This is a genomic window from Acinetobacter septicus (assembly GCF_019355975.1).
GTDB lineage: Bacteria > Pseudomonadota > Gammaproteobacteria > Pseudomonadales > Moraxellaceae > Acinetobacter > Acinetobacter ursingii.
In genome coordinates this window covers 1994415-2014910 of record NZ_CP079898.1, presented here as the reverse complement: position 1 = coordinate 2014910, position 20496 = coordinate 1994415, and the positions used below count along the sequence as shown (strand labels likewise).

15 protein-coding genes and 1 pseudogene are annotated in these 20496 nt (G+C 37.2%); 7 read left to right on the top strand and 9 right to left on the bottom strand.

Annotation, left to right across the window (positions count from 1 at the left end; all coding sequences use genetic code 11):
• Positions 1-11: 11 nt before the first annotated feature.
• The 8 genes from I6L31_RS09755 to I6L31_RS09720 form a co-directional block, all read right to left on the bottom strand.
• Entirely contained in the window at positions 12-1301 is a 1290-nt protein-coding gene (locus I6L31_RS09755; protein WP_004907127.1) for a type II toxin-antitoxin system HipA family toxin, read from the bottom strand.
• A complete protein-coding gene (locus tag I6L31_RS09750; RefSeq protein WP_004282130.1) occupies positions 1298-1606 on the bottom strand; it encodes a helix-turn-helix transcriptional regulator in 309 nt (102 codons plus the stop codon). Before I6L31_RS09750 ends, I6L31_RS09755 begins: the two co-directional genes overlap by 4 nt.
• Before the next feature lie 190 nt (positions 1607-1796).
• On the bottom strand, positions 1797-2057 hold the full coding sequence (locus I6L31_RS09745) for a helix-turn-helix domain-containing protein (RefSeq protein ID WP_004907126.1): 261 nt from the start codon (positions 2055-2057) through the stop codon (positions 1797-1799).
• Between the two features lie 295 nt (positions 2058-2352).
• Positions 2353-2715, bottom strand: a complete 363-nt coding sequence (locus I6L31_RS09740) for an MbcA/ParS/Xre antitoxin family protein (RefSeq protein ID WP_004907123.1) — start codon at positions 2713-2715, stop codon at positions 2353-2355.
• A gap of 130 nt (positions 2716-2845) precedes the next feature.
• Entirely contained in the window at positions 2846-6061 is a 3216-nt protein-coding gene (locus I6L31_RS09735) for a tyrosine-type recombinase/integrase (protein ID WP_005001574.1), read from the bottom strand.
• Complete coding sequence (locus I6L31_RS09730) at positions 6045-8372, bottom strand: hypothetical protein (RefSeq protein WP_004907117.1); 2328 nt, start codon at positions 8370-8372, stop codon at positions 6045-6047. The genes I6L31_RS09735 and I6L31_RS09730 overlap by 17 nt, the downstream gene beginning before the upstream one ends.
• On the bottom strand, positions 8372-9040 hold the full coding sequence (locus I6L31_RS09725; RefSeq protein WP_010588950.1) for a hypothetical protein: 669 nt from the start codon (positions 9038-9040) through the stop codon (positions 8372-8374). Before I6L31_RS09725 ends, I6L31_RS09730 begins: the two co-directional genes overlap by 1 nt.
• Positions 9041-9613: 573 nt before the next feature.
• A protein-coding gene (locus tag I6L31_RS09720) for an IS4-like element ISAba33 family transposase (protein WP_100243284.1) occupies positions 9614-10704 on the bottom strand; the annotation gives its coding sequence in 2 pieces (ribosomal slippage) (positions 9614-10164 and positions 10164-10704; 1092 coding nt in all).
• Positions 10705-10745: 41 nt separating this feature from the next.
• Between I6L31_RS09720 and I6L31_RS09715 the strand changes: the two genes are divergently transcribed.
• From I6L31_RS09715 to I6L31_RS09705, 3 genes and pseudogenes are all read left to right on the top strand, one after another.
• Complete coding sequence (locus I6L31_RS09715) at positions 10746-10994, top strand: hypothetical protein (RefSeq protein ID WP_004809420.1); 249 nt, start codon at positions 10746-10748, stop codon at positions 10992-10994.
• A pseudogene (locus tag I6L31_RS09710) lies at positions 10984-11505 on the top strand (phospholipase A); the annotation flags it as partial. The gene I6L31_RS09715 and the pseudogene I6L31_RS09710, both read left to right, overlap by 11 nt.
• A gap of 55 nt (positions 11506-11560) precedes the next feature.
• Positions 11561-12493: an IS5-like element ISAha2 family transposase gene (locus I6L31_RS09705; protein ID WP_001040037.1), complete on the top strand. Its 933-nt coding sequence runs from the start codon at positions 11561-11563 to the stop codon at positions 12491-12493.
• Between the two features lie 120 nt (positions 12494-12613).
• On the opposite strand, the gene I6L31_RS09700 is transcribed toward I6L31_RS09705, so the two are convergent.
• Positions 12614-14032 (bottom strand): hypothetical protein, encoded by a 1419-nt coding sequence (locus I6L31_RS09700; RefSeq protein ID WP_005001577.1) that lies wholly within the window; start codon positions 14030-14032, stop codon positions 12614-12616.
• Positions 14033-14567: 535 nt separating this feature from the next.
• Between I6L31_RS09700 and I6L31_RS09695 the strand changes: the two genes are divergently transcribed.
• The 4 genes from I6L31_RS09695 to rbbA are packed head-to-tail and all read left to right on the top strand — an operon-like array spanning position 14568 to position 20495.
• Positions 14568-15263 carry a TetR/AcrR family transcriptional regulator gene (locus I6L31_RS09695; RefSeq protein WP_005001583.1) on the top strand — a complete coding sequence of 232 codons (696 nt, stop codon included), beginning with the start codon at positions 14568-14570 and terminating at the stop codon, positions 15261-15263.
• A 4-nt stretch (positions 15264-15267) separates the two neighbouring features.
• A complete protein-coding gene (locus I6L31_RS09690; protein ID WP_004907105.1) occupies positions 15268-16665 on the top strand; it encodes an efflux transporter outer membrane subunit in 1398 nt (465 codons plus the stop codon).
• 18 nt (positions 16666-16683) lie between these two features.
• Positions 16684-17742: an HlyD family secretion protein gene (locus I6L31_RS09685; protein ID WP_004907097.1), complete on the top strand. Its 1059-nt coding sequence runs from the start codon at positions 16684-16686 to the stop codon at positions 17740-17742.
• Positions 17739-20495, top strand: a complete 2757-nt coding sequence (rbbA, locus tag I6L31_RS09680) for a ribosome-associated ATPase/putative transporter RbbA (protein ID WP_005001585.1) — start codon at positions 17739-17741, stop codon at positions 20493-20495. The genes I6L31_RS09685 and rbbA overlap by 4 nt, the downstream gene beginning before the upstream one ends.
• Position 20496: the final 1 nt, after the last annotated feature.

The following is a 20496-nucleotide window of genomic DNA, read 5'->3' as shown; positions in this document are numbered from 1 at the left end:
TACTGGTTGCCCTAATCACCTGTAAGTATCTGAAAGTCTGGATGCAATTTTTTCCAATGTTCTCTTAATTTTTCTTTATGAGCGGAAATCATAGGTAAGTCTAGTAATAGCGCTGGCCATAATGATCGAGCATTATCCATAATATCGTGAAGTTGCTTCTCGATGATACGCCATGGAACGCCGACTTTTTCTGCCCATTGCTTAAAATGCTTCATCTCAGCTAAATACCAATCTTTATTTTTGGCAAGATTTAATGCGAAATGATGCTCATTTTCAATATATACACTGGTCATTAATATATCGTATGCGGGTGATAATCTTGGTGCACTTTTATCGTAATAAATCATACTCCAGTTCTTTAAGTGTGCATCTCCATTGGCGAGTAAAATATTTATGAGTAAACGGCTGGCAAATTGCTGAATATCAATAATTTTGTTATCTGATAATTGATAAATGATCTTTCCTATCTGCTCATAATTTGTGGTGCTGTATTTCTGATGTGGATATGCGCCGAAGATCTGAGCAAAATCTTCGATGTGAATAAGCTCTGTAGTATCAGCAGTACTCTGTCTATCAAATCTTTTGATTGCGAAAGCATATTGCTCTTGGGGTAAATTTAATGGTGGAAGGTCTTGTAAAAGGGCCATATCCACCAAGCGAATCTCAGGGACATCTATTCCGACCGTTTTGGCAAGGGTCATCATAGAATATTCATTTAGCGGAACAAAAGCATGTCTGGAAGAAGGAGTTTTGATAATCCAGTCCCCGAGTAGAGTCGTTTCCGTTGCCTGTGCTAGTGTAAAACGCCCATCTTTGGCTTTCATGGAAAACTTCATTTGGACGCCGGCCAAGGAAAACTTATTATCTGTTCGAATCTCTTGCTTTAAAATTTGATCTGGATTCGAGATCTGCAGTTTGAATTTTATTTCATCTGGAATTTCTTCTGGATCTAATGGAGTCGCAATGAGTGCTCCAGGTAAATCATGACCTAAAGCTGCCAATAACTGAAATTCATTGTCTATATGTACTTTGAGGCTTTGTGCAATCAGTTCACGTAATGCACCTTCTGGTAGCAAGTTTGATAGCAAGGGGTGTAAGCGCTGATGTGTAACATAGGTCTTTTCTAAAATTTTATCCGCTTGAGGATACAAGGGGGAAGTCAGCAGGCTCAAGGTCGGACGTTGCTGATCAAAGCGGAAAGAATCTGTAAAAACCAGAATATTTTTTCCGCTCTGAAATCCTGCCAAGTATCCAACGATACCGTGATGTAATGTTAATTTCAGGACGGCAACAGTATTCATGGTTCCTCTCCTCCGAGAAGACCCTTCCATGGGTTAGTCATTAAGTCATCCTGATCTTCAATAGTGACTTTAATTTCATCATTCAATAATTGTCTGATCAAATGAACCTTATCATCAGGGATGAGCATCAGTTGAGCATTTAATCCTGCCGCTATAATTTCTAAGGTCTCTAATCGAGGGTTGCCCTGACTTTCCAGTTTTTGGTACTGCTGTCTTGAAATGCCTGTACGGGATTGCATATCAACTTGCTTTAAGCCCAATTGGGTTCGTCTTTTTTTGATTTGCTGAAGTAAAGACTTATTCATTGTAGATACATTTATTGCTTTTAGGTCCTATAAGAAACATATTAGTTTCTTTTTTTTTGAAAAGCAATTTATGAATTTATCATTTCGATCTGTAAAATAGCCCTACTTGTATGAGAAATGGGTGTTCAAGTTGTTGTTGATTTTGCATTGTTGGATGTAAATACCAAATGATAAGAGCCTGTAAATAATTTCATTCATCATATTCTGAAAATATTTCTTCAATTTCATCCCACTGTGGCAATTTAAACTTTTTTTTATTCACTTCGAATTGTAAACCCACGCCATCAAGCACACGTTCAAATATGTCAAATGAACCTGTAAAACGGCCATTCTCTATCTCTGAAATTGTTGTTTTATTGACTTTAGTCTTTTCTGAAAGACTTTTCTGTGTATAGCCTAATCCTTTTCTTGCCAAACGTATTTCTTTACCTATTTCGCCTCTTGTAGCCATATCAATTTTTCGCTCCCGAAACTTGTTAGCCATATAGCAAACTTTTAACTAATTATGGTGAATGTTTGCTATATAGCAAACTTCTATAATGATTGTTGAATAGTTATTGAATTTATAAGGGGGATTTACCTCGCATCAGGTTAATAAAATCCAATATATAGCAGCAGTTCGCAATTAATTGACGGAATTAGGCCAGACATATACATCTTGAGAAGAAGGGGGATTCTTATACCTCGCATTTGAATTATTGGAGAGGACTATCACTTTCAAATTTTTCTATAATACTTTGCTTATCTTAAAGTTTAGCCCGAAGACCTTCCACCAATTGTAAAACAGAGGCTAATCCTTGAGGGTTCTGAATCTGTTCTATTGGAATACCACTCATCAATTTATTGGGTGATTTCATAAAATGCTGCATCCAGGCTGTATCCCCACCTGTAAGAGCATCTAGTGATGTGGTAATACGGATTAAAGTGAGGGCGATTTCTCCCTGTTTTGAAGTGGGATCTAATTCAAGAGAGGTTAATTTTTTCACTGAATCTATATTCAGTATTAAGGCTAGTTGATCTTGTGTAAGACCAAGGCGCTCAGCAGCAGCTAAAACTGCCTTAGCTAATATCATTTTCTGTTTTGCAGTTTTTTCTGATGTTGTACGCATGACTGATCCCTGTTTCAGACGCTGCTAATTCATAGAGTTTATACTATTTAATTATCGTTGATCAGACATCCAATTTTTACTAAAGATATATTAAATTTGACTTTAGATAAGGAAACAACGGTTAAATTATTTAACAGCATGTAGTGATTTCTAGTCCTGCAACTTGGAGTTCAAGAGATCGAGGTCTACCGATACAGGCTAAATGTAAACAGAATTTAAACGCTGCCAGTGCTTTGGCATCTTTTGTTGAGTAAAGCTGGAGACGAACATAATCTTCTTGAGTCGTAGGATGCTCTGTTGTGCTCGATTTAGCCAGCTTCAGTAATAAAGGTTGTTTCTTTTTATCTAACAATTGTACCAAGTCTTGTCCAAGCAAATGCCAAAATTGATGGGGAAACAGGTCTTTTACCTTGGAATAAAATGATTCCAATTGATCGATTTTATTCCATCGATAATGAATGCCGGTATGAGAAACTGTAGCACGACTTAAAAATGTCTCAAGCACCGCTTTTATTTGATCTGGCTTTTTTTCAAATATATTTTGAATATTTTCAAAAAAATAGTTCCTTGCTGTGCGCTCTTCAACGGTATCTATCATGGCGGGTTTCAAAGGTTTATCCAGATGATTTGTGTTGTTGAGATCAAATAATCTTGGGTTATTTTTTTGAGACTTGAGCTGGCCTAGTTGTTTTGCATTTTCATACCAGTAGTTAACCAGTTCTACAGGTAAACACATTTCCTTTGAGACTAGATCTGGATCATGATGAATTTCCAGTAAATTTAAGCATTTAAAAAACCATGCAAATGAAATTTTGGATTCCTTTGTTCCTGCAAAATATTTAAAAAAATCATGAGGCTGAGCGTTAAATGAAACCTCATCTAGAATATCTTCTACGTTACTTTTTAACCAGTCAGTTTGATCGTTGAGTAACTGCTGACTTAAATGGACAGCATGTTTTTCGAAATTGAATGGAGCAGAATCTTTTACTGTGTTTAAAAATTTGAAAGAAGGCAGGTAGCCCATCATTTTCTTTGCTAATTGAGTATCTATGTCTGGGTGATATTGCAGTATTTTATGTCCAGCGATCAGGTAGCTCAGATGAATATAGCTTTTAAAGGTTTCCGTAGGGTCAATGTGACCCAGTAAATGGGCAATCATAAACCAATGATTTTGACCATGCGTATTACGGAGTAACTCTGTCCGAATGGACTGATATTCTTCTGCAGTATAATCCGTAAGATTCTTGACCAGTGGAGCATAATCGCAGTTGAGCAGAATGGATAAGTGATTGGCAGCCGTGTGTCGAAATGAGTGAAAAGAATAGTCATGAGTTTTAAAAAGCTCGTTCATAATCATTCTGAAAGGTGTTGTCACCGTATGTTTGTTCAGCTTGCTATTTTCATTCCAGTTGCTGAATAGGTATAAGTTTTCCTGATTGAGTAGACGTTGCTCGACTACATGATTATGAAATAGTTGATATTCATCGGTTTTTAATAAGCAATACACAGGAACTTTGCGTTCAGCACTATCTGTTTTAAGTTGATGTAAATTTCCTTTCTTTTTTGAGCCGTAAGGCTGAATCCATACGGATAGACAGCTCAAGCCCTCGATATCCCGCACACGTAAGCCTAGAATTTCATTAATACGCATACCGGTACGGTAAGCTAAGATATAGATGATTTTTAATATCTTATAAGTATTTTCTTGACTATTAGCACCTGAAAATAAGGTATCTAACTTGTTCATGAAAGCTTGATAAGTCATGGGACCAATGATACGTGCTCTCGGTCTGTTTTGTATGGCAATTGACTCTAATTCGAGAGACTCAGCTTCAAAAACTGTTTGTTGAAAGCTATGGAAGCGTTTCAACATCCTGACGGTCTGACCACTGGATTTTTTAAACTCAGGTTGGCCTGCTTCATCTGCGAGTCGGGTATTCGTGATGATTTGTTGGTAGATCTTCGCTAGGTTCGTATTCAGATCATCTTCGCTATCTAGATATTGTAAAGAGTGAGTTAACCACGGCTCGGCAATACGCGAATAATAAGTGTAAATCGAACCGTCTTTTAAACGCTTATTCTGCTGAAACGATTTTTGAAATTGGTTTACGCAAAAATTAAAACGTTCAGCCAGTGGCTGAATCTGTTCTAATTCTGGTTTATAAAGGCTGATGAGCCATAAGGCGACACGTTTACTATACTCATTAAATTTATTAGTATTTTCAATGCAATATTTAATGATTAATGCATCGATACTTTGATCAGTTTGTGATGTACGAATCAGTTGTAAAAGGTCTTTGTGAATCTTTATAACATCATCCAAGGCTTGCTGAATGTCATCATTAGAGTAGGATTCCCTCACAGTAGATGGTGATTTTTCTACATTTGAATCAGTAAGAGTGTCCTGCTGATATTTAAATTTTGGATGAAGAAATCTTTCAAATTCTATTTCTGATAAGCCACAGGTTGCAGTATTCTCAATGAGGCATTGTGAAAGTGCAGGATCAATGTCAACTTTCGGGAGTTGCATCCAGTTAAAGTTGGCGTAGTCGCGTAACAATTTATAAGTTTTGAGATTAAATGGTAACTTAATCTTATTAAAAATAAGCTGTAGATAGTCTTCTACATTCTGGTTTACTGTACGAATATTTCTGCTATTAAAATGAATTAACCATAAGCGTGTAATTTGATCCGGAATAAAATTACGCGATTTACGGATGGTTTTTTCATCAATAAAGAGATCTCCATAAGAGGGGGAGAGCGGTTCTAAAAATATAATGTTCAGATCTTCGATCTTTCTGATTTTTGCCGGATCTTTTAAGTGTTCAAGCAAAGCTTCTAAAGAGGATTTTTGATTTAAGCCTGAGTAAAGCAGGGCAGAAATAACAATATTTCCAATGATTTCATCATCAGAAAATGTCTTGCTATCTTTCGCTAGAATCCAGTAGTCCCAAAGCTTATCAAGAACTTCATCAACCTGATGTCCCTTCTCGATCCAGTCCATTGTAAAAACCGGCTGATCACGCTGCATCTCAAATGTCAGATTTGGTAGGGGCAAAGTCTCACGACGATTTAAATTGATTTGCTTGATATATGACCGAAAAAATTCATGCGCATATTTTTTCCAGGCCAAGCTTGGAGCTTTGCGTTTAATAAACTCATAAATTGCTGGATAGAAGGATTCAAGATGCCCTTTTTGTTCCAAATCTTGTTCTTGGAAGTATTGAATTAGCTCCTGTTCTACATCTGCTCGAAGCTGTTTTTCCTGATCGAGTCGGTCTTGTTTTCTACGTGCTTCGGCATATAGTGTTCGAGTTTGCTTAGTACGTTTATTGAGTGAGGACATCTAGTTCAATACCGGTAATATTAAAATGATCTTTCATTTGTTCAAGAATATGAGCAATGCTTGAATATTGTGAAATAGATAAGCTGGAATAAGGATGAGCAGCTTCTTGCTGCATCGGTTCATGACCGAATAAAGCTAAAATTTCAATTTCGTTAATTTTATTGCTGAGAAACGCACGGGCAGTATGCCGGTGCCAGTTTTCATGCTCCAAACCTAACTCAGGATGAAAGTTTTTTACAATTGATGGCCTTAATGGGTGCCATTGACCATCCTGAAAGATATTCAAAAGTGGAAGCTTGCTCTCTAAAATATGTTGAATATATTGTGGAATTTCTGGCTGACTAGGAGCAATTTGAGTTTTAAAATAATGTAAAAATTCTATGAATTTCTGGAGTTCTTGTGCGACAAAATGACCCAGTGGAATTAAACGTCCATAGCCTTGACGCCCACCCACCTCTTTATCAGAAACCATGCATATTTTTCTTTTCAGGTTAAAGCTTTTTAAAAAACCTGGAAATTCAGCGACGGGTCGTGCAGCAGTAAAGAGCAACAAGAAATGCCACATCCACAGATTGTAATGATTGAAAATTGCTATCCAGTCGTCTTCTTTTTGTGAAATTATTCTGAATTTGAGTGTGGCAAAGATATTTTGAATCACATTTGAAGTAGGTGCTTTGCGGCTACCAAAGTTTTTTTCTGCAGCATATTCGATATTCTGGTAGTCATCGGATAACGACTCACACAGCTCTTTTAAAATTGAGACATATTCAGTCTGTAAAGTCAGGATATTTTGATGACAATAAGAAGTAGAAGAAGACTTATTTGCATCAATACCGGTGAGAAGGTCAGCAAGCTGTTTATTTCCAGTGCGTTGCAAAATAGTCTGATGTAAAAGAGAGCTAATTCTTATTAATGATAATTTTGGAATATAAAGTTTGGCTCTCAGCTGTTTCAAATGTTGCTGAATGTCCTCTTCCGTAACGGTGTTACCATCTCGTAGCGAAGCAATAAATGAATTCGGGATCGGGATGTCCAGATGAACTGTTTGGTTGAGCAAGCCATCTGGATAAGCAAAATCCTTATTTTCAAAAATTGAAAATTTACTTCTCAGAAAATATTGCCCATTGCTTTGCTTGATCTGTTGGCGAGAATTCAATTTTTTAGCACGTTTACTTTGTAGATGTAGCCACTCCTGGATTTTATTTCCGGTCAGAAATGACAGCATCAGGATCAAGGATGCCTTCTTTTTTTTGGTTTCTTTATCCTTGTCTTTAGAGTCTTCTTCAATTTCAACAATGTAATTTTTATATAGTTCAGTAAGTAGAGCACTTATACTTGTGATATTAGGAAAGAGGCTGCTGTATGGCAGCAAATGTTCTTTTCGTTGAATATGTTTGGCAACCAGAGGCAGCACATAGCTCTGGCTGGATTCTGAATATTCAGCCAGAGGGGTAACGATGGTTGGGTCTACAAGTATTTGACGTGTATCTTGGTCATCTAGTTGTTTTTCTATATTGAGAGCTTTAGATTTTTGCCCTTTTTTAATTTCTGAACTTTCTACAATCAGCTGATCTTCGTCTAAAAATTCATGTTGCAGTTGAGTCTCGATGCTCTCTTTGGCAATTTTTGCTTTATTTTCCAAAACATAATTAAAGGTGATGCGGATCACTTTGAGCAGGTTTTGCATAAAATCATTAGATGACTCTTTATCACGTTCTTCATCAATAACCTCATTCAAATACCGAATAAATTCAACTAAGGAAAGGGATGGATCTTTAAGATACTTTTTCCAAAGAAGCATATATTCAGGAGTATTTTGATATTCTTTTTCGGAACTCAGAACCCGATTGGCGGTACGGAAGCGCTGGAATAAACGTTTTACAGTGTTGAAATGTTCTGTGTGATCATCTTTAAAAAGTTCAGGTTGAATGTCTGGAAGCGCAATTAGGTAAACTGCTGCTTTTAAGACCAGGATATTCCAGATTAACGCATTTTCTTCTGACTTTGCTAATTGTGCAATTGAGTTCACATACCAAGTGACTGGTGTTGCGCGAACAGTATGTTTTCGAGAGGAGACCAAGGCAGCGGGTCTAGCAACAACAGAACTGGTTTCTAGATCAAAATCTAATAGATCGAGATTCAGCCCTTCCAGACATTGATCAGTTGGATATGAAATCAGTAAATCAGCAACATATTGAATATGTTTGGTACGTTGGAGCTGCTCGTCACCAAAGAGTTTTTCCAGTGTCTGTTTTAATGATACCCGCGTAATATCAGCAGCATTTTGATGGCTTGGGTTAGATTCTGACATTATGCTTTCCATAGCTGATCTGGCGTGAGAACGAAGTCGGGATTGTTTAGAAGCTGCTGCACAATTCCACTGGTTTGCTGCAGTTGATCAAGCACATTCTGTCTTTTCCGGTTTATAACTTTATTGCGGTAATTCAGTTGATTTTGTGTGCATGACAGCAGTTCTGCAAGCAGATCCAAGCTCATAGTACGGTGAGGTTTGAAAGAATTTTCTTTGTTTAAAGCCAGGATAACTTCAGATGAAATATGGGCATTAATCAGCGATTGCATTTTTTTAGGGTTAAGTCGGTCCAGTTCATGATAAAAGGACAGAAATTTTATGAATTCTGAACTTGCCACTTTTTTTAATAGCTCAATTTTGTCCTCATCTTGAGGAAAAGAATGAACAAGTACGTTAATATTTTTTGGTATATGCTGAGACCAATATAGAAACCACTGAAAATTATTTGTAATGGTAAAACCAGAGAAATTAGGATCTTTCCATACGTGAAGTTCGAGACTTGGATTTAATGTAGACAAATCAGTTTTTAAGGATTTAAAAGCCTCTTGATAGCAAAGATAAATTCCAGAAAAATAAGGATGTACACTGATTTGGATTTTATTAAAATTTTTACACAACAATTTTTTAGGTGTGCCAAATTTTTCATTGAAATCAAAAGCCGTTTCCATAGTCCCCATAAGTGTAAAAAACAATCAATTGAATATTCTTATAATTTTTTGAAATATTAAACAAGATTGATATACCCCATATCTTGTGTATATTTACAATTAATATACAATATATTGTTATTTTTATATAATTTTAAGAACTAAATAACAACCTATAACATGCTGTATATTTGAAGATATAGAGGTTCTTACTTGGGAAATTAAACAATTGAAACAGGTAGAAGTTGTTACAGATATTCTATGCAATCAATCTCCCACTTGAGTTTTCAGCCTTATTCGCACATTGGAGGTATAGTTTCAAGCCTGATGAAAACGGAGCTTGGAAATTTTTATTAGCTAAAGAACTGAAAGAAGTTGAATATTAAATTAATACAGCCTCAAAATTAAAATGGACCTCTTTACCTAGAGGGCTATTATTTTGAGTTCATAGGGGACAGCTCTAGTTATCCCAGTATGAGACAGCCTCATTCTGCCCTGTTTCAAATGCTTTTGGACTCATTCTTTCGAGATGCTAATGGCACCTGATTTGATTATAAAATATCTTTATATAATCTTCTCTGTACACGACAAATTTCATAGGACCCTTGTCCTATCAGGCTTTTTCTTTCTTAAAATTGCTAGCACTTTCTTAAATTCTTCTTTTTTTCCAAAACCAATCAAACGTAGAATAGCCATTTGAACATAGTCCAAACCGTAGCGAAATAAACTTACTGAAAGTCGTCCATGCTTCTTTATTTTTATTGCTTTTTTTCGATCATGTTGCCATTCACCTGTTAAATAGCACCAACAGAAACCGATAGCTAGCACTGCTATCAATTTCTTGACTCGTCTAGGGTCTGTTAAACGAGTATTTTCAAGATTGAATCCACGTCCTTTGAGACAACTAAATAGGGTTTCGATTTCCCAGCGTAATGCATAATCACGAATAGCAGAAGCATTAAACATAGGAGAAACAACAAGTAAAAGTTCTCCATCTTCTAATCGTAGCGCACTAATATACAGTTTCACTCGACCAACCCAAATACGTCGTTTACGACATTCAGTTTGACCAACTTGAAGATGACGAAATAAATCACTAATTTTATGATTCTTGGCTAAGTGATTGGTCACAATGAAGTTTTTTTAACACGTATACAAAAGTTAATGTCATTTTCAATTAACCATGTAAACCATTTCTCACCGATAAATTCTCTGTCTGCGAACACATTCACAATACGGTCTTTACCAAAAATAGAGATAAAGCGTTGAATCAAAGCAATACGCTCTTTTGTATCTGAATTTCCCCGTTTATTGAGCAATGTCCAAACTATAGGTATGGCTATTCCACGATAGACGATGGCTAACATCAAGATATTGATATCTCGTTTCCCCCATTTCCAGTTGGTTCTATCCAAAGTTAATTGGACTTTATCGAATAAAAATATATTGAAAATTAACTGAGAAATTTGACGATAATCGAAATACTGACCTGCAAAGAAGCGTTGTATACGTCGATAAAATGATTGTGGTAAGCACTTGATGGGTAAGGCTTTAGATGCAGAAGAAAGATTACATGTCTGTTTTACAATTAATGCAAGCATAATCAGTGTAAAACATTTTACATGTGACTTGTTCCACTTTAGATATTTGTTTAAGATGAGATATAGCTCATTGAAATGTGCCATCATATTCGTCGTCAGAAAACAAGTATTATGCCATTATTTTAATGAGTTATATTTTTTTTCGTGTACAAAGAAATAGTTTAAAGAAGTGGACCAGTCAGCATCGTGCCGAAATACGCCAAAAAATTCTGCAGCATACTGAAGTGAATCAACTTAATGCAGCAAAGGGGATTGAGTTACTTGCTGCACAACGTTGGCTAGATCGTTTAGTTGCACATACTTACCGTTTTTCTAATGTGCTGTATGAAAGTATTCTCAAAAATGAAGAAAGGAAATTTAAAAATGGCTGTTAAATTGACACGCCGTACAAAGTATTCATTCAGGGTGTTGAACTTGGCGATGCTGTCTATATTGTGTACAGAAGCAGGCTATGCTTATCAACCTGCAAGTGCTTCTGCTTGTGTAGCACTTGAGTCAAATGCAGAGCGTTTAAATTGTTATGACGGTTTATTTTCAGTAAAGCTCAGCGACGTAACAGTGGCATCGGTATTAGTTGCAGAAGGCGCTGGATCTGCTGAGGCCATGCCGTTACAAACATTAAAACGGCCGAGCAGCCGAGATAACAAGCAGGGCAATCCGAACCATTTTTTTGCTTTAGAACATCATCAATCGGATTTAAAAGCATCATTAATCGACCAGCGTTGGGAATTAACACCAGAACAAAAACTAGGAACATGGAATTTACGGGCTTACCAGCCTATTTATTTGCTACCTGCACTGTGGACAAGTGAAAAAAATGAAGTTCCGCATACGCCAAACAAGACACTGGCAGAACAGCAAAATTTGAATTCGATGGAAGCTAAACGGCTTTGTTGCACAAACCTAGCCTATAAGGTTTATTCAGTCCTATAATTTCAAAATGAATAAACCTACTCCTAAAACTTATCGTACAACCAACTGGTCTTCCTATAATCGCGCTCTCATTAATCGGGGCAACATTTCCATTTGGTTTGATCCAAACACTCAGTGGTATGCACAACCACAAAACAAGCAAGGTCGAAATCAAACTTACTCCGATACGGCTATTCAATGCTGTTTAATGATCAAATCTTTATTTAGACTCTCTTTACGCATGGTCACGGGTTTTGTTCAAAGTCTGATTAAACTTTGTGGATTAAATTGGACCGCACCAGATTACAGTACGCTTTGTCGAAGACAAAAACATATTGATATTGCGATTAGCTATCAAAAAAGTAGTGATGGGCTACATCTACTCGTCGACTCAACTGGCTTAAAGTTTCTAGGTGAAGGTGAGTGGAAACGTAAGAAACATGGACCTGAATATCGTCGCCAATGGCGTAAGCTTCATATTGGCATCGATGCTGAAACCTTGCAAATACGTGCGGTACAGCTTACTACAAATAATGTGAGCGATTCGCAAGTACTCGGTGATTTACTTGCTCAAATTCCCTTAGATGAACGAATTGATTCGGTCTATACCGATGGTGCTTATGACACGAAGCACTGCAGACAAGTCATTCTAGATCGAGATGCACATGCGCTCATTCCGCCAAGAAAAAATGCAAAACCATGGAAAGATCAGAAATTGAGATCTTTAGAGCGGAATGAGTTACTGAAAACAGTTAAACGTTTAGGAAGAACGCTTTGGAAAAAATGGTCTGGTTATCATCGTCGAAGTTTAGTTGAAACCAAGATGCATTGCATCAAACTATTAGGTGATAAATTAACAGCAAGGAGTTTTTCTAGTCAGGTGAATGAGATTCATGCACGCATAGCCGTATTGAACAAATTTACAGAATTAGGTCGTCCTCATACCCAAGTTGTCACTTGAATTCTGTTCAAATGAGCAGAGTGTTATCTTTTAAATCTTTGTGCAACAAAGCCATTTTAAGAAAGAAAAAGCCTGATAGGACAAGGGTCCTATGAAATTTGTCGTGTACAGAGTATAATCTTATAAGTTTTCTAAGTGACCTAAATTTTTATTTTGTACGCTATGAAGGATAGTTTGCAAAATTTCAATTCGTGCAGCATATTTACTATCATTGGCAATGATGTGCCAAGGAGAAATATCTGTGCTCGTATATTTGAACATATCTGATGCTGCTTGTAAGTAGGCATCCCACTTTTCTCTATTACGCCAATCATCTTCTGTTAATTTGAAGCTTTTTTGAGGTGTATTTTTTCGCTTGTAAAAACGACGTAATTGTTCATCTTTTGAAATTGCTAGCCAAAATTTTATAACAATTGTATTTGTATCAGACAGTTGTTTTTCGTACTGATTTATTTCTTCATAAGCATTTTGCCATTCTATTGGGTTAATTAAATCTTCTACACGTTCTACAAGTACACGTCCATACCAGCTGCGATCAAAAATATTAAGTGCCCCATTCGTTGAATGCTTATTCCAAAAACGCCACAAATAAGGACGTAATCGTTCAAAATTTTCTGGTGCTGAAATACTATGAATATTATATTCGTGTAGCCCTAGAAATTTAATGATGCGCTTAATTGAACTGCCTTTACCTGCGGCATCCATACCTTCAAAAACTAATACAACGTTATGTGATGAATAACGTAGAACATCTGCGACTTTCCTTTCTAGTTGTTTAATGGTTTTTTTATACTCTATGTGGCTAATTTCACTTTTTTTTATTTGAGTTAAAATTGAAGGAATAGGTGCCGCCTGATATTTAAATTTATTCTTAATTTGTACAGGTGGTAGTTTTAGATGTTTAAGTATTAATTGAGAAAACTGTGTATTTCTTTCTATATTGTTTTCACTATTAATGATTACCCAATCGTGGGTGAATCTATTTCTTAAAGTTTGAATTTGATTGTATAAGGTTTTAGTTTTCCATTTTTTTTGTGGAAAATCATCCCATGTAAAACGTGGAACTCTTTTGATTTTATTAATAATATCAATATTTTTTGTGCGAATTTTTACTTTGCTCCATGAAACATCAAACCAAACTTTAATAATATCTACATTATTATTTTTTAAGTAACTTTCAAATTCATATATACGCTTTAAGTGTTCGTTGAATACATTATTTTGTATTTTTTCATCATTTAATATAGTTGACGCTAGTAAATCAGTATACCAATTCCCATAAAAAAACATGATTTGTCCATTTTTTGGAATGTCATTTATGTATGGTTGCCAAATTAATTTATTTTCTTTGACTCTATTTGGGGTTTCAGCCTTAATTTTTAAATATCTAGGATCCATTAATTCACTTAGCTTTTTGATTGATTGATTTTTTCGCGTTAGTTCAATTCCGCCAATTATTACTAATATACTTTTTGATTTAGAATTCTTGAGTTTATATTGTTCTTGAATTAATTTAATGGAGAGGTCTTGATAATTCATTTTAAGTCTCGTTTAAAAAATTTTTAATAAAATAATTATAAATTCAGTTACAGTCAATGTTATTGTTTTATTATTAAAGTGGCTTTGTTGCATAAATATGTAAGCATCTGATTTAAATAAATTTAATTTTGGATCAAAAAACAATCAAAAATTTTAAAATCATATAGTTATGAAATCGTTGTGCAACAAAGCCTATTAAAGTTGTTTTGCAACAACTTTTTTTTGTGCCATTAAAACAAAGCCGACTAAAAAGATCGGTATTTTTTTTATTATTATTTTTATTAGTATTTTTAATGTAAGTTATTGTTATTTATTTATATTTAAAATATTAAAATATAAATTTTGACCTTTTATTATTTTAAGTTTATATTAGACTTCTTGCGTTAGTCAAATTTTAAGCAGTCAAAAGCTATATTTTATAAGGTTTTAGCCAATTCAAAAATTAGATAAAACTATACTTTCGCAAGAGGTCTATTCTTTTCAGAAAAAGTTGTTGACAGCAATATTTTTATATGTCTTTGGAGGGGGGGCTGTTGTGAGTCTTGAGATTTCAACTGTTTTAGAACATAAAGAAAACTTGAATAATGCTTTTTTTAAGAAAAAGACACAGGTTAGAGCAATTGAATCTGATTTAAAGATGGTGAATCAGACTATTAAGCTTCTATCGGAAGGTGGCGTTAATGCAGTTACATTAGAGGCAGTAGGTGTGAATGCTGGATACAGTCGCGGTTTAGTTTCTCGGCGCTATGGTTCTAAGGATCAATTACTTGTTCGAGTTTTAAATTATTTGGAAAACTGGTTAAATGAGAAATCTAAAATTGCAACTAATAATAAATATGGTTTAGATGTTATTAATTCATTAATTTTAAGTATTTCAGATGATTTTTATTTGTATCGTGAAAAATATAGAGCATATTTTTGGTTGAGATTTTATGGTTTAGAGCAAAATAAAATTTTAAATGAATGTCTGGTAAGATCTCATAATATGCGTGAGGAAAAAACTATTAAATGGCTTAAAGAAGCATTAGCTCTAGAGGAATTATCAAGAAATGTAGATATTGAAATGGTACATGATTTTATTAAAACATCATTGATGGGTTTAGTTCATAACTGGATGGTAGATCCTAATTTTAATATTGAAATTAGATTGAAGCAGTTAGTTTATATTCATTTAAAAAATATGTTTTCAAATTCTCATTTTTATCATTCTGTTAATTTTTGGGGTGAATAATATTATGCAATTTACCCAATTAAAATATAGTAGTTTTTTAATTATATTCAGTATTACTGGTTGTCAACAAATAGATCCTTATCAGAAGCCTAAAATTTCTTTATCTCATAATTATCCGATTCAAACTCAGCACTCTTACCAAGCACTTTCTTGGATTGATTATGTCAAAGATCAACAACTTATTAATATTGTCGATCTGGCACTAGTGGCGAATCAGGATTTAAAGATTGCTTCATTACGTATGCATGAAGCACAAGCGGCTTATAACATTCAACGTGCTGAACTTTTTCCGAATATAGGTGGTACTGCGAGCATGGAACGCAGTCATGTGCCTGCCGACTTATCTTATGTCGGTAGAGAAGTGACATCCAGTCAGTATTCTGTGGGTCTTGGCATGAACCAATGGGAGCTGGATTTGTGGGGTCGTATCCGCAGCTTGAATGAAGCGGCTTTGCAGCAATTTCTTGCAGTTGAAAGCAATGTGCGTGCAGCACGCAATAGTATTATGCAGCAAACTGTTCAAAGTTATTTAACGTTATCTGAACTGGATAAACGCATCCATTTTGCTCAGCGCTCTGTACAGAATTATGAAAAATCAGTACGAATTTTTAAGCGCCGTTTTGAGGTGGGTGCAGGCTCTAAAGTGGAATACATGCAAGCAAAAACAATGCTCAGTAATGGTCAAGCTTTAGTGGCTGAATTACAGAAATCCCGTGCACTGACTGCAAACTATTTAGTGCAATTGGTGGGACAGCCGATTTCTTTGCCTAAAACAGATTTAGATCAAGTGACTTTTAAAACAAGTATGCTACAAACGGGTTTGCCTTCAGACTTATTGTTGAACCGTCCTGATATTCATGCTGCGGAAGCAATGCTTAAATCTAAGCATGCCAATATCTATGCGGCACGCGCAGCATTTTTTCCACGTATCGCACTGACGGGCAGTTTTGGAACAGCCAGTGCAGATTTAGACGATTTATTTAAATCTGGCAGCAGTGTTTGGTCGTTTGCTCCTAGTATCAGTGTGCCTATTTTTACTGCGGGTCGTCTAAAAAATAATTTGACCTTAGCAGAAGTGCGTAAAGAGATTGCAGTGGCAGAGTATGAAAAGACGGTACAGAACGCATTCCGTGAAGTCTCTGATGCACTGGTTCAACAGAAATATTTAGATCAACAATTACGGATTCAGAAACAAGGACTCAGTGCTTTCCAGGAAACTGCACGGCTGGCACAACTGCGTTATGACAACGGTGCTGTGGGATATTTAGACGTTTTGGATGCACAGCGCAATTTACTTAGTGCAGAACAGCAATTGATTGAAACGCAAAGTAGCTTAATGCAGTCCTATGTCAGTCTTTATTTTGCCTTGGGTGGTGACACCGCATTTGCAAAAAAAATTTAAAATATTGGGTAATTAAACATGAATTTTAAGAAAATAACCATTGCTGGGTTCATCGTTGTTTTAGGGTTGGTCGCTTATCTGATCTGGAAAAATATGAATAAGCCAGACACTGATGCCTTAGTCAGTGGCAATGGACGTATTGAAGCCACTGAAATTAACGTATCTAGTAAGCTATCTGGCCAGTTAGAAGAAATTTTGGTTAAAGAAGGTGACTTTGTCGAGCCTGGTCAAATCTTGGCGCGGGTTAAAATTTCGACTTTAGAAGCCCAGTTACGTGAATTGGAAGCACAACAGCGTCAAGCCCAGGATGCGATTGCGACAGCGGAAGCACAAGTGGCGATGCGGATCAGCGAAAAAGCCGCCGCTGAAGCCATGGTACAACAGCGTGAAACAGAACTGATGGCGGCTAAAAATCGTTTAGCGCGTACCGAAGTTTTAGCCAAAGAAGGCGCATCGTCCAAGCAACAACTGGATGATGAACGTGCCGCAGCACAGCAAGCCATTGCGGTATTAAGCGCAGCCAAAGCACAGGTACAAAGTGCCCAAGGGGCAATTGTTGCGTCTAAAAGCCAAGTGTCAGCCGCACATTCTCAAGTCGATGCCATCAAAGCCTCGGTGGAACGGATTAAATTTGATATGGATGATGCACAGTTACGTGCACCATTAAAAGCACGTGTTCAGTTCCGTGTCGCGCAGCCGGGTGAGTTGGTGGCAGCGGGCGGGCGTGTGCTCAATCTGATTGATTTATCTGATGTGTATATGACGTTCTTTTTGCCTGAAACCGTTGCAGGTAAAATTGCTATTGGAACAGAAGTACGTATTGTATTGGATGCTGCGAAAAATGTGGTGATTCCAGCTACAGTGTCTTTTGTTGCCGATACTGCACAGTTCACACCAAAATCGGTGGAAACGGAAAGCGAACGTCAAAAACTGATGTTCCGTGTTAAAGCGAAAATTGATCCAACTTTATTGAACAAATATATCGAACAAGTCAAAACAGGTTTGCCAGGTGTGGCATATATCAAAATTGATGATCAGGCAGCTTGGCCGACATTTTTAGAGAACACAGTTAAATGATGACACAACAATCTGAAAAAGGATCGGTTGTTGCAGAAATTGAAAATGTTAGTCTGAAATATGGAAAAACGGTTGCACTGAATCAAGTGTCGCTATCCTTACCAGCAGGCTGCATGATCGGTTTAATCGGTCCAGATGGGGTGGGGAAATCCAGTCTATTGGCTTTGCTGTCAGGGGCGAAAATTGTACAGCAAGGTCGCTTAAAGGTGTTGGGCGGTGATATTGCCGATAAACAACACCGTACCCGTGTTTGCCCACATATTGCCTATATGCCGCAGGGTTTAGGGAAAAACCTATATAAAACTTTATCGGTTGAAGAGAATTTACAGTTTGTGGCACGTCTGTTTGGGCATGATGCTGCCGAGCGACGCAAACGGATTGATGATCTGACCAAAAGCACAGGCTTGTACAATTTTCTCGACCGTCCTGCGGGTAAATTATCGGGTGGGATGAAGCAGAAATTAAGTCTGTGCTGTTCTTTGATTCATGATCCCGATTTTCTGATTTTAGATGAGCCGACCACAGGGGTTGACCCTTTGGCACGGGCGCAATTTTGGGAACTGATTAACCGCATTCGCAAAGTTCGTCCACAGATGAGTGTTATTGTTGCTACTGCTTATATGGATGAAGCACAAGGCTTTGACTGGCTGGCGATGATGGATGATGGGCAGATTTTAAAAACTGGCACACCACAAGAATTATTGACTGAAACGCAATGTAACAGTTTAGAAGATGCTTTTATTCAACTATTGCCAGAAGAAAAAAAGCTCGGCTATGAGCCTGTGGTGATTCCGCCTTTACCTGACTACGGTTCAGAAAGCTATGCTCTTGAAGCGCAAGATTTAACAGTGAAATTTGGTGATTTTACTGCGGTAGATCATGTTAATTTTAAAATTAAGCGTGGTGAAATATTTGGTTTCTTAGGCTCGAATGGTTGTGGTAAATCCACCACCATGAAAGTGCTGACGGGACTTTTAGAAGCCTCAGAAGGTCAGGCGTGGCTGTTTGGTGAGCCTGTAGAGGGCAACAATATTGAAACTCGTCGCCGTGTCGGCTATATGTCGCAGGCATTTTCCCTATACAGCGAGCTGACCATTGTGCAGAATTTGGTCTTACATGCCAAATTATTTCATGTACCAAAAGAACAGATTGAGCCACGTGTACAGCTCATGCTGGAGCGTTTTGACCTGGAAGAAGTCAAAGAAAAACTGCCCGATGATTTGCCTTTGGGCGTGCGTCAGCGTTTATCACTCGCAGTGGCACTGGTGCATAATCCTGAAATTTTAATTCTGGATGAACCAACATCTGGGGTTGACCCGATTGCGCGTGATAATTTCTGGCGCTATTTAATCAATTTGTCGCGTAATGATGGGGTCACGATCTTTATTTCAACTCATTTTATGAACGAAGCGTTGCGCTGTGACCGAATGTCAATGATGCACGCTGGACGAGTGCTTGACAGTGCGTCACCAGCACAGCTGATAAAAAACCGCCATGCTGAAACACTTGAAGAAGCTTTTATCGGTTATTTGATTGATGCTGGTGCAGGCACTAAAGATCAGCCCAATGATTTGGCGAAAAGTATTGCTGAAACAAATGGCAGTAAAGAACTGAATGCCAAGCCAAAAAAATTCAGTTTGCGCCGGTTATTGAGTGTTGCCTGGCGTGAATCTTTGGAGTTGGCGCGTGATCCGATTCGCGCCACCATGGCTTTAATGGGGTCATTAATTTTACTGCTGGTCATGGGCTACGGCATCACCATGGATGTTGAAGACCTCAAATTCGCTGTGTTGGATCGTGACCAAACGAGCTTAAGTCAAAACTACAGCATGAGTATTGCAGGGTCGCGTTATTTTATCGAACAGCCAGCGCTGCAAAGCTATGATGATATTGATCAGCGTATGCGTAGTGGGGATATTTCCTTGGCGATAGAAATTCCGCCAAATTTTGCTCGTGATGTTGCTCGTGGTGAACAGGTGCAAGTCGCTGCGTGGATTGATGGTGCGATGCCACAGCGTGCAGAAACTGTGCAAGGTTATGTGCAGGGGATTCACACGTATTGGCTGATGCAAAAAGCATTGGAACAAAGTGGTTATAAAACATCTAGTACTGTGAGTGTTGAAACTCGTTACCGCTATAACCCAGATATTAAAAGTTTACCTGCGATGACCCCCGCAGTATTGCCTTTATTATTACTGTTGATTCCTGCCATGTTGACTGCTTTATCTGTGGTGCGAGAAAAAGAATTAGGTTCGATTGTGAATTTGTATGTCACACCAGTGACGCGGACAGAATTTTTAATTGGTAAACAGATTCCATATATCTTGTTGGCAATGTTGAACTATTCCCTTATGTGTTTGGTCATGGTTACTTTATTTGATGTACCTGTAAAAGGTAGCTTCTTTGCTCTGACCTTAGCTTCTTTTTTGTTTGTAATTTTTGCCACAGGTATGGGCCTATTGGCATCTACTATTACCAAAAGCCAGATTGCTTCAATGTTTTTAGTCATGATTGGGACTTTGATACCAGTTATGCAGTTTGCTGGAATTATCAATCCTGTATCGTCTTTGGATGGGTTTGGACGCTGGTTTGGGGAAATTTATCCGGCAACGCATATGGTCAATATCAGTCGTGGAATTTTTAATAAAGGTTTGGGCTTTGATGATTTGAAACAGGCCATTTGGATCATGGCCATGGCTGTTCCGGTAGTAATGTTTGCTGCTATTGCCTTGCTGAAGAAACAGGAGCAATAAG